Annotated in this window: 8 protein-coding genes and 1 pseudogene; 3 read left to right on the top strand and 6 right to left on the bottom strand. The window is 53.3% G+C overall.

All coding sequences use genetic code 11. The annotated features are described in order from the left end of the window. Positions 1-426: 426 nt before the first annotated feature. Entirely contained in the window at positions 427-1,167 is a 741-nt protein-coding gene (locus tag DFP95_RS20905; RefSeq protein ID WP_115994630.1) for a Bax inhibitor-1/YccA family protein, read from the bottom strand. 175 nt (positions 1,168-1,342) lie between these two features. Here DFP95_RS20905 and DFP95_RS20900 point away from each other — a divergent pair. Both DFP95_RS20900 and DFP95_RS20895 read left to right on the top strand, forming a co-directional pair. Beyond that, positions 1,343-2,217: pseudogene (locus tag DFP95_RS20900) on the top strand (AraC family transcriptional regulator). 351 nt (positions 2,218-2,568) lie between these two features. Next, entirely contained in the window at positions 2,569-3,006 is a 438-nt protein-coding gene (locus DFP95_RS20895) for an RrF2 family transcriptional regulator (protein WP_115994629.1), read from the top strand. 79 nt (positions 3,007-3,085) lie between these two features. Here DFP95_RS20895 and DFP95_RS20890 read toward each other — a convergent pair whose 3' ends face one another. Both DFP95_RS20890 and DFP95_RS20885 read right to left on the bottom strand, forming a co-directional pair. Beyond that, the gene (locus tag DFP95_RS20890) at positions 3,086-4,621 is read right to left on the bottom strand and encodes an MDR family MFS transporter (protein WP_115994628.1); all 1,536 of its coding nucleotides are present in this window, start codon (positions 4,619-4,621) and stop codon (positions 3,086-3,088) included. 180 nt (positions 4,622-4,801) lie between these two features. Next, complete coding sequence (locus tag DFP95_RS20885) at positions 4,802-7,435, bottom strand: GH116 family glycosyl-hydrolase (protein ID WP_115994627.1); 2,634 nt, start codon at positions 7,433-7,435, stop codon at positions 4,802-4,804. Positions 7,436-7,637: 202 nt separating this feature from the next. On the opposite strand from DFP95_RS20885, the gene DFP95_RS20880 reads away from it, so the two are divergent. Then, on the top strand, positions 7,638-8,087 hold the full coding sequence (locus DFP95_RS20880; RefSeq protein WP_115994626.1) for a YdeI/OmpD-associated family protein: 450 nt from the start codon (positions 7,638-7,640) through the stop codon (positions 8,085-8,087). A 155-nt stretch (positions 8,088-8,242) separates the two neighbouring features. Here the strand turns inward: DFP95_RS20880 and DFP95_RS20875 are convergent, their stop codons facing one another. The 3 genes from DFP95_RS20875 to DFP95_RS20865 form a co-directional block, all read right to left on the bottom strand. Continuing rightward, positions 8,243-9,454, bottom strand: a complete 1,212-nt coding sequence (locus DFP95_RS20875; protein WP_115994625.1) for an MFS transporter — start codon at positions 9,452-9,454, stop codon at positions 8,243-8,245. A gap of 126 nt (positions 9,455-9,580) precedes the next feature. Continuing rightward, complete coding sequence (locus DFP95_RS29490; RefSeq protein WP_245987802.1) at positions 9,581-10,408, bottom strand: HNH endonuclease; 828 nt, start codon at positions 10,406-10,408, stop codon at positions 9,581-9,583. Positions 10,409-10,420: 12 nt separating this feature from the next. Then, positions 10,421-10,900: an SRPBCC family protein gene (locus DFP95_RS20865; protein WP_115994624.1), complete on the bottom strand. Its 480-nt coding sequence runs from the start codon at positions 10,898-10,900 to the stop codon at positions 10,421-10,423. Between the last annotated feature and the right edge of the window lie 43 nt (positions 10,901-10,943).

The following is a 10,943-nucleotide window of genomic DNA, read 5'->3' as shown; positions in this document are numbered from 1 at the left end:
ACGTGGATTTGCAGACCCCGATACTAAAACCGTGTTTGAGAAGATGTACATTGAACGTTATGCCCGAGGGAATTCCCCCTCCACAAACTAACTAAGTTTCCCGCTGGATAATCCTACTACACATACTTCTTGACGCTACCACTTTTGCAATCAAAGTAGGATGCAGAACATCACTATAGGTCGTATTTAGGTAAGGAATAGAACAAAAGGACACCAATAGTAATGAAAAACATCTTTATCCAACTCAATTCTTGAACTTATTCCGAAAATACCTTGAAAAACATCGTATTATAAATCGATGCCACCCACCAAAAGCTATCAGATGAGTATAAAGAGTCCATTAATTTACTATCTAAAAGTAACAAAAAAGGACCCGGGATCGTCCGGGTCCTTTTTTGACTTGCAGTCACCAAAAACGCGATAAATTTAATCCCTGCTCGCCAGCTTCGAAAGCAGGCGCAGCATCTCCAAGTACAACCAGATCAAAGTGACCATCAATCCGAAAGCGCCGTACCACTCCATATATTTCGGGGCGCCTTGCTGCGAACCGCGCTCGATGAAATCAAAATCCAATACGAGGTTAAGCGCGGCGATGATAACGATCACGAGCGATATGCCGATGCCGATCAAGCTATTGTCATGAAGATAGGGCACCGTGACGCCGAACATTCCAAGAATGAAACTGAGCAGGTAGACAAGCATAACGCCGCCAGTCGCGGCGATTACTCCTAGCTTGAAGTTCTCCGTCGCCTTGATTATCCTTGTCTTGTAGGCAAGCAACAGCGCAATGAACACGCCTATCGTAAGCAATGTAGCCTGCATCGTGATACCCTGATATAGAGATTCGTAATTCGCGGAGATCGCACCGAGGAATACGCCTTCGAGAACCGCGTATATCGGCACCAAATAGGGAGCAGCCTTAGGCTTGAAGCTGATAATCAACGCCAGGATGAATCCGCCTATCGCCCCGCCTATGGCATAGGGCATTACGTTACGCTCGTCGAAGAATTGCGACCAGGTCACGAACGCGCCCCCCAAGAGCAAGGCAAGCATAATGAAAGATTTGTTAACCGTTCCTTCGATCGTCATGACATCGCGTCCGGAATGATGCCCTGTTCTTTCGAATGATTTTTCGTTCAATGTCGGGTTGCCGCTACGACCTATCAAGGGGAGATCACCTCATCTAAGATTTGATATTGATATTATCATATATTATGCACAAATGCCGGACAAAGAAGACAAGTTTATCCAACTTATTCCTCCCCCCGACCTGTTCGAGATAAGCACGCAATGACAGGTCGGCACGGGTGATAGATGATACGATCGTATACGAAGGGCGGAGATGCGGTTGGATGGGTTCACTCGGATGAAAGAAGCGCTGGATCTGATGGAGAGGAAAATGGAAGAACGTCTGGATATCGAAGAACTCGCCAAAGCGGCTTATTCGTCCCCGTTTCATTTTCAACGGATGTTCCAGATGTTGACCGGAATGACGGTGGCCGAGTATATGCGCAAGCGCAAGCTCACGTTAGCGCGCAGGAATTGGCGATGTCGAATGCCAGGGTGTTGGACGTGGCGCTGAAATACGGCTACGATTCCCCCGAGTCGTTCTCTAAGGCTTTCCGCAAGATCCACGGGATCGCCCCATCCGAGGCGAAATTGTCGGGCGCGAGCCTGAAGGCCTTTCCCCGCATCAGTTTCCACCTATCGCTGAAGGGAGAGAAGGATATGGACTATCGAATCGAGGAAAAAGAAGCTTTCGAGGTTGTCGGCAAGTCGTTCCCGGTCAGCTGCGTCGACAATGAGCACATGCGCGAAATTCCGAAGTTTTGGGCGCAAAGCCATGCGGACGGGACGATCCCCAAGCTAAGCGCCATCGGCGACGACGATCGGTTGCTCGCGGTGATCCTGGACACCAAACCGAACATGGAAGCATTCAACTACATGATAGGCTGCGCGGCCGATTCGGCAAAGCTCGATGCGCTGGGGGAAGGTTTCTCCGCTAGTACGGTGCCCGTCGCCACTTGGGCGATCTTTCCTTGCGAGGGCGCTTTGCCCGGATCCATTCAAGGCGTGTTCGCCCGAATTTACCAAGAGTGGTTTCCCGCGACGGGATACGAGCACTCCGGCGCTCCGGAGATCGAAGCCTATCCTCCGGGCGACACGACTTCCGAAGATTACCGCTGCGAGGTATGGATTCCTATCGTGAAAAAGTAAGAATAGGTGCGTGATGTGATCGGTGCGTGATGTGATCGGTCGGTGCTATGTCACATTTCTGTGCGCGGTATCACAATCTTAGCGTTATGCCAAAGTCTTATTGTTCGGAGATAGGGCTGTAGCTCTCCCATAACGTTACGGCATCACTCTATTATCCAATCTGAATAGGAAAATGGGATAAAACGACGGAAATAACGTTACGGCATCACTCTATATAATGCTGAAGCTTCACATTCGGTACCATAGAGCTATGTCGTAACGCTATCTCCCTGAAACCTGGCTTGAACATCAAAATCCGTTGGTCTATAATGTGCGGAACACAGTTGCATTAAGCCCAAGGGGTGATTATCCATGAGTTCGGCAAGCCGTGGAATTAACATAGGACCTCCTCGTTTCAAAATCGCCGTGCATGCGATCGTCTGGTTAGCCAAGAGCGGCAGCATTCTATCGAGCGCCATGATTGCGAATCAAGTCAATTCGCACGCCACTTTCATGCGTAGGGTCATGCAATCGTTATCGATCTCGGGTATCGTCGAGTCGAAAGGCGGACGGGAAGGCGGATATGCTTTAAGGAAGGCCGCGAATCAGATCACTTTAGGCGAGATCTACTCTGCCGTCGGTACGGTTTCCGCCGAGCAGGATGACGACGTGAATTGCGGAGAAGCCGGCGAACTATTGGATGTAGAGCTGGAAAAAATTCTCCTGGAAGCCGACCTTAGAACGATCGACTACCTTCGACGATATACGATTGCGGATGTTATGGAACGCGTGGAGTTTTTCGGGAATTAATTGTCGGTACTGGCACTAGTCAAACGAAAGAGCGCCCCGAGAGGCGCTCTTTCGTTTTCCTTTACCGTGGTACCCGAATTTAATGAGCAGCTGCCGCAATGGCATCCATCTCCGCCTTGGGGTCATGCTTCTCGCGGCGCATCATACAGGCGGCGATAACGGCCAACACCGCGGGGATGAGCCCCCAAGCGAACACTTCCGATATGGAAGCGGATAGGCCGTTCAATAGAGAATCCAGCGATTGCCCGGGAATCGAGGCACGGGCGACCGGCGACAGCAGGAAGTATGGGTCGCTGAGATCAACGTCGCTCGGAAGGGCTTCCGCTCCCGAACCGGCGAAGATACCCGACAGCTTCGACGTCAAGGAATGGCTCTGAAAGATGCCGAATATCGTAATTCCGAGCATCATCCCGAGCGAACGAAGGAAGTTGAGCGTCGCGGTGGCCGAGCCTCTTTGCCTGATCGGCAGTGAATGGATCGCGGCGTTGGTAAGCACGGAGAACGAAGCTCCGATTCCGAGTCCGACGAGAATCATGTATAGGGTAATCACCAACCGGGAGGTATCAGGCGTAATCGTAGACAACAATCCCAACCCGGCTGCAAGCAACACCAAAGTGGAAATCATAATCGTCCGGTAGGACACTTTTGCCATGAACACTCCTCCCAAGGTCGCCGTCACCACGGTTCCAAGCATCATTGGCAACAATACATACCCCGAGTTCGTTGCGCTTCCGCCCAACACGCCTTGTATGAAGATCGGAATGTAGACCGACGCAACGATGAAGCCCGCTCCGCTGAACAGAGCAATCGTATTGCTGGTCGCGAACAATCGATCCTTGAACATCTTGAACGAGATAATAGGCTCTTCCGCTCGAAGCTCCGCGATCAGGAACATTACCGCGAACAAGGCGAAGCCTACGAACAAGCCGACGATCTGCGCGGAGTTCCAATCGTACATCTTGCCGCCCAACTCTAAAGCGAAGATCAAGCAGACGACCGCCCCGACCAACGTAACCGCACCCAACCAATCTATGCGCTGTTTGACATGGGCAAGCGATTCCTTATAGAACTTGGCGACGAAGAACAAAGCAAGCACGCCGATAGGCAAGTTGATGTAGAAAATCCAGCCCCAGTGCAAATACTCCGCGATGTACGCCCCGAGCAACGGACCGAAAATACTCGACAGACCGAACACGGCCCCGAACATTCCCATGAGCTTGCCCCTTTTGTCGGGAGAGACCGCGTCCATTAGAATCGTGAACGAGATGGGGATAAGCGCTCCGCCGCCGATTCCTTGAATCGCGCGATAGATGCTAAGCTCGACGATGGAGCTAGCCGTTCCGCACAAGATCGAGCCGATCATGAACAAGAGGATGCCGAAGACGAAAAACCGCTTGCGTCCGTACATATCGGACAGCTTGCCGAAGATCGGCATTCCCGCCATCTCCGCGACCATATACGCAGACGTTACCCATACGAATTTGTCCAATCCTCCAAGTTCTCCTACGATCGTACCCATCGCCGTCGCCACGATCGTATTATCCATGGACGCCATCAGGATCGAGAGCAGCAAACCTGCCATTACCCATCCCGTTTTACTTCCTTTGATAGCCATTAATTTCATCCTTTCGCGTTGAATGCCCTTATCTGATTTCATTGTATCAACCCAATACTGACAGCATTATGTCAGTGTTGAGAGGCTACTGAAAAAAATCGAGCACCAACCAACGATGGACCATCACGCCGTAAAAAAGAAACCTATCCAGACTCAAGCCGGATAGGTTTCTTTGCGTCATTAGATAGGAAGACCACGCTTCCACTCGATAGCTTGATCCTTAGATAACGTCAGCGGCGAAGCGAACCGCAGACCACCGCCGGTTTCCTTGCCGCCAGCCAGTTCAAGCCGGCGTCCGTCGCTGACGGAAACTTGTATAGACTGTCCGCTCCAGCCGTCCGGCAATCCCAGCTTGTGCAGCGTAATGCTGCCCGCAGTCACCTGCAACGTGCCGCCCTCGTCCGACAACTCGAACGTTCCCCAAGCGCCTTCGATCGACCAGAACGTCCGGAACCCGCCTTCGGGAAGCACGACCGGATTAAACCCGATCTCTCCCTTCGTCATGTCGAACGAAAATCCGCCGTAAGCAAGCAGCAGCGAATAGCTGGCCATAGCACGCGCATAGTTGCTGCCGCATTCCATCTCGTTCCACGGGTTACGCTTCTCGCCATCATAGCGGTCGCGAACGGCCCGCACGATCCGAAGCCCCTCGTCCAGCATGCCTTCCTGGATCATATGGCTGGCCGCTTGATACTCGAAACCCGTCATCGTCTCAGGCGCGTAAGTGAGCGGAACTGCCGGGCGATCGCTGCCATCCGGCCACGAACAGATAACTAGTCCTCCTTCGTCGTTAAGCGAGAACAACCTCCAAGCATTCGCTTCTTCGCGCATGTTCTCTTTGAAGTTGTTGCGATAAAGCTCCCCTAAAGCGCTTCTCGTCTGCTCCCTATCGAAAATATCGCCCAATCCGCACAGATTCGCATGCCACTGCGCGACGACTTGGTCGATGCCGCAACCTTCGCCGATCTGATACTTGATCTCGCCCGCTTCTTCGTTCCAATAAGCCGCGATCGCGTCCTCGCCGAACAACGACCCGCCTTCGTCGAACCGTTCCAGCCAACCTCGATCGGTAAGATCGATCTTCTGCCCGTAATAACGGCCGTTGAAGAGGTGTTCATCGGTCCAAGCCTTGCCCTTGCGGAACAATTCGCTATAATCGGCTGATAAATCCTCATAGCCGAGATAAGCGGCCATCTCCGACGCGGCCTTCAGAGCGGCCAGATAAAATCCGTTCAACCAAGCGTTCGGACCGAATAGCTCCATGTCCAGCGTATGATGCTGGCGCCCGTTGATCACGCCGTCTCGATCTGCGTCCCATCGGTCCGGGTTATCCGGGCTCCACGCGAATTCCAAGGAGCTTCGAATCGTCTCCCAATGGCTTCGCAGCCACTCGTCGTTTCCGGAAATTTTCCAATCGCGGTATGCCTTTACTACGCCGCCCATCTGTCCGTCCACGCAAGCGCGAAAAAGTTCCGGATCCCGACCGGGCGGAAGCATGAGCCTGAACGCCATTCCTCCGTCCGCCCTGCGGTTATACCGAAAATCCAACTCTCGCATGGAGCGTTCCAAGGAAGGAAACAAGAACGGCAGCGCATACGCGTAATTCCAGACGTGCGTGCAGGAGCCTTCGCACGAACCGGCGTCCTCGATGCAGCCTTCGAAAGCGTAGAACGATCCGTCCGTCAGCCTTAGGCATGTAGCCGACTTCAGGACCGATAGATTCGCCGAGATCGCCTCGACCGCTTCCTCCGGCAACGTGGAAGAGAATAGCGCGTCTCGAAATTTCTCCGTCTCTCCGCACAGCCGATCCCATTCGGTCAGCGCGTAAGACGCTACGGCAGCCGAGTCCGAATACTGCGTCGCGTAGTAATTTTTCCAGACGGTTCGGCTACCCTCGGGCTCGGGGTTCCATGAATTATACACGTTAGGAAAATGCCAAGCCAACGCGAATCGAAGCTTGCCCTTGCCACCGGAGGGGATCGTCAATCTCGCGGCCAGAGTGCCGTTGTCCTTGTGCCTAGAATGCGGCGGCTGCTCCGGTGAATAGCGACGGTTGGAGAGCTCGCCCGCCTTCGCGAAATCCCGCCAATACATCTCCAGATTGTCGCACCAGCCTCCGCGATACCAGTATTCCTGGTAACTCGCGTACTCCGCGTCCGTCGCGATCGCAATATCGCCGAACGAAGGATCCGCCTGATCCTCATAAGAATCCGTGCCGAATTTCAGCATATGTAACCCTGTCCCCGCCGCGGAATAACGATTAACGATGCGATTACCCGCATTCGGATTAGACGTCGTCAAAGCGGCGGTGTACGTGACGTCATGGCCAAGCGGGTTCTCGAATTCGATCTCGAACATCGCGCACGGCAGGCTGGAATCCCCGTCGTTCAGGGGAATGAAGGGATTCAAAGCCTTCAGCTTCACCGTTCCGGGAAAATGCTCGTCGACGAACGCCATGCCCGCAAGCGGGAATTCGCCTTCGAACGAATGGTCGCGAAAGTGAGGCATGCCCGCCATCGTGTTGTTCTCGGGACCGTAGCCATAACCGCTGTGCAGAGAGCCGCCCCTTACCGGTTGCCCCATATACGGCGACGGATAATCCCCGTTCAGTACGCGCGCGTCGAGTAAATTTCCGTCCGCTTCCGCCTTGACGGCGAAATGGCTGTACCCGTTAAAGCTCCGCTTATTGGGCGAATTGAAGATTTCCCAATCGATCAGCCGACCGTTTCCGGCCAATCCGATGCTTCCGGTACCGATTCCGCCCAAGGGAAACGAAATTTCCCTTGTTTTATTGCCCGAATATGCTCTTGCCATTGACTCCCACCCTCTCATCCTTTTACGGTGCCTGTCGACTGGCTATTCATAATTTGTTTCTTACACAAAGCATAGAAGAGGACGGAAGGAATGACAATAAGCTTTCGGATTCTAGTTTCCTATCGAAATTTCGATCTTTGAATAGTATATTTAAGAATATGGACATATTTGGATAAAACATTGAAACGGAGGAGGTTTTCCTATGAAATTTCGAGCTATCATTCAGCAAAGCGGCAAAACGGCCACGGGCATTCAAGTTCCGGACGAAGTCGTTGCCGGCCTTGGTTCGAGTAAGAAGCCCGCGGTCAAAGTGACGATCGGCGGCTACGCTTATCGAACGACTATCGGCACCATGGGCGGGAAGTTCATGATTCCCGTAAGCGCGGAAATTCGCAAGAATGCCAACGTAGCCGGAGGCGAAGAGGTAGACGTTCAAGTCGAACTCGATAACGAGCCTCGCGAGCTTGCCGTACCTGCCGATTTCTCGGAGGCTCTAGAACGCGATTCCATGGCGGAAAGCTTCTTCGCCGGGCTGTCTTACAGCAACAAAAGACGATTCGTGCTTTCGATCGAGGAAGCCAAGACGGCCGAAACCAGACTGCGTCGCATCGATAAAGCCATTACGACCCTTCGCGACGGCCGAATTCAGTAACATTCCATGCAAAAACCACTGACGGAGAGTCCAGTGGTTTTGTTTTGCCGTTTTGTTTTGCCGTTTTCTATTGCAACCTTTGCATCGGTTCCGTTCGCTCTGCCGGTAACCTCGCCGATTCATGAACCGCTTTTTCGTTCCATCGGTCATCGTTTTCATCGTTCATCTTTGCTTGCGATTCCCTCGCTCGTGCGATCGACCTTATTCAACGCGAACGCGAAGTAGATAAAGAAGCCGCAACACACCGCCGCAATGAACCCGAATCCTCCGAAAATGTCCAACCGCGCTGAGAAGTATCCAAAGCCGATACCCGTAAGAGTCAGCGCCGCGTTCTCCCCGAGCGATTGAAAGGAGCCGATGGTCGCCCTCATCGACGAATCCGCTCGATGGTGCAGATACCCGGCGGTCAGCGGTTCGTTCATACCTGCGAACAAACAAATCATGCCGATCGCGAGCAGACTGCTATAGTCTTTTATCAGGGAAATATACAAGAAACACGCGGCGAATACGGCAATTGCACCCGTTAGCAGGCTTCTGTAGCTGAATAAGCCCAACAGGAAGGACACCAGCAGATTGCCGGGTAATCTAAGCAGGAAAATAGTCGCCGAGAACATCCCGAAGTAAATAACCGGAATACCGAGCCTATCCAGGTAAGTCTGCCAGAACTCGTCGATGAAATTAATCGCGGCCCCCGCCACCATACCCGACAAAACCACGATTCGTATGCCCGGATGATTCCGAAAGAATCGTAGCGAAGCCGATACGTACGCGAGAATCGGGATCGGCCGGCCATTGTCCAGGCCGCGATCCGATACGGGCTCGACAAGCGTTAGCGTGAGGAACAGGGCGATAGACGCGCTCGCCAAGGAAATCCAATAATTAAACTCGAAGCCGTATCGGCTGGCCAGCAAGCTGCCGCACAAGGCCGCAATCATAATGGAGACGATATCTAGCGCGTTCAGACGCCCCAGTACCTTCTCGAAGGAGCTCTCCTTGCCTCGCGAAGACAAGGACTCGTAGAGCAAAGCGTCCTCCGCCCCGCTGCTCGCGGAATTTCCGATGGCCGCCAACCATACGACGATAGCGAAGTGCCAGAATTCCGTCGCGTATATCAGAATCAGAAACTCGCAGCAGCCCATGATCGCGGAGACGGTCAACATAGGCTTTCTTCCCCATTTATCGGCCATGATGCCCGTGGGAACTTCCAATACTACGATCGTAATCGCAAAAATAATCTCCGCGTACACGACCATCTGAATGGTCATGCCTCTTTCTTCCCAATACAACCGCTCGATAACGTAAGCGGGTATCAAGCTAGAGAAAAACCGGATAACGAACAGCTTCCATACGTTCGACGTTATACCCATTGCAGGGCTCCTCTCCTTGTGATCGAGACTTGCTCAATCTAAGGAGGAGGCGCTCGCGGGCGGTAATCCCTTAACGATTAGCAGGGAGGTCTAGCGTAGGTCATGTCGTCGTTCACCCTTTCCTTGTTATTGAAGAGCGCCTATGAATTCTTCCAGATCGCGATCCGCTTTGGACTGGTTGCATTCGTTACACGCGCAAACGCAGTTGTCCGGCGTCGTATGGCCGCCCTTGGCGCGAGGCAGCATGTGGTCGATCGTATCGCCGTATTGCCCGCAGAAGTGGCATATATAATGATCCCTCTTCAGAATGAAGAGGCGAAATTCCTTATTGGCATAGATTCGGCGGATCGTATTCCGATTAACGACGACGGCCGCGCGTTCCCGCACGAGAGTAATCGCCAGCTCCGGATCGACCTCTTGGTACCAGCGCCGTCCGTTGTCCGTCTTGCCTCTCATGCGAATGAAGCCTTGCCGCGTCGGCCTCAGGCTGGACGCGTCCAGCAAGCCCGGTTCCGCCATGGTTATCCGCTTGGTCGGTTGCGGAGCGGCCGTCGACTTCGGTGCCGCTAACATCTTCGTTGCCGCCGTTACCTTTGGAGTTGGCAACTTAGCCCCGGCTCCGCGTTTACGCCGCCGCCTCTTCGGCTTAATCCCCGTCATCGGCTTTGCCGTTATCCCGGAGACGGTAACTTCGGGTTCGACCGCTTCTTGCCGGATCGACCGAGGCTCGCCCGGGATCTGCCGGCATGCCCGGCACGTCCCGCGACGTCGCTTGCGTCCCCCCGACGTTCCGCTTCTCCTAAGAAACTCCGACAGCGGCCTCGCTTCCATGCACCGCGCGCACACTTTAGTCGAAGCTTCCGTCTCCTGTCTTGGAGTATCGGTAGTTGTCATCTCGATGGAAGGACGAGCCGTCTCGTCCTTCCGTTCACCTCGTCCGGATTGAATTCTCATCCTCCGATTATATCACACCGAAGCTTCCGACTCGATTAGACGTATATACCTCTCGTGCCAAAGCGGCCATTCCTCGTCTCGATCGATCGCCTTGCCGTCCAACAGAGCCTCGATAACCATTAAGCACACATGCCAACCGGCAAGGTCCTTGGGAGTATGACTCGTGATACGGGCAATCTTCTCGATCAGGATCAGGCGACAGCCTTCTTGCTCCTTATGAATCTCGAATCTGACGCGATCTTCGCCCCAGGTGTATTCCAGTACGGAATTCATGCTAAGCTCGAGAATCTCGAACTTCTCGAACGTGCCGTCCCGCATGTCGAATTTAATGAAGCCGCCTTCGCGGAGCTCGTCGACCGAAAGCTCCGAGAACCATCGGTCCAGCTTGTCGTTGTCCGTGAGATACGACCATACCTCTTCCGGGGAATGGCGGAGCGTTCTCTCGAATCGGGCAATATACCCTTCATCCGATTTCCGTACGGTTGCTAACATAATCGAACCTCCTTTGCGATATTATTCCAGTTTGAATCAACTT

Origin of the sequence: Cohnella lupini (assembly GCF_003386205.1) — a bacterium.
In the GTDB taxonomy this organism is placed as follows: domain Bacteria; phylum Bacillota; class Bacilli; order Paenibacillales; family Paenibacillaceae; genus Cohnella; species Cohnella lupini.
This window is presented reverse-complemented; position numbering and strand designations above follow the sequence as displayed.

Coding starts and splice junctions, on each gene's coding strand:
- DFP95_RS20895 (WP_115994629.1), top strand. CDS start 2,569: ATGAGTTCGGCAAGCCGTGGAATTAACATAGGACCTCCTCGTTTCAAA.
- DFP95_RS20890 (WP_115994628.1), bottom strand. CDS start 4,621: ATGGCTATCAAAGGAAGTAAAACGGGATGGGTAATGGCAGGTTTGCTG.
- DFP95_RS20885 (WP_115994627.1), bottom strand. CDS start 7,435: ATGGCAAGAGCATATTCGGGCAATAAAACAAGGGAAATTTCGTTTCCC.
- DFP95_RS20880 (WP_115994626.1), top strand. CDS start 7,638: ATGAAATTTCGAGCTATCATTCAGCAAAGCGGCAAAACGGCCACGGGC.
- DFP95_RS20875 (WP_115994625.1), bottom strand. CDS start 9,454: ATGGGTATAACGTCGAACGTATGGAAGCTGTTCGTTATCCGGTTTTTC.
- DFP95_RS29490 (WP_245987802.1), bottom strand. CDS start 10,408: ATGAGAATTCAATCCGGACGAGGTGAACGGAAGGACGAGACGGCTCGT.
- DFP95_RS20865 (WP_115994624.1), bottom strand. CDS start 10,900: ATGTTAGCAACCGTACGGAAATCGGATGAAGGGTATATTGCCCGATTC.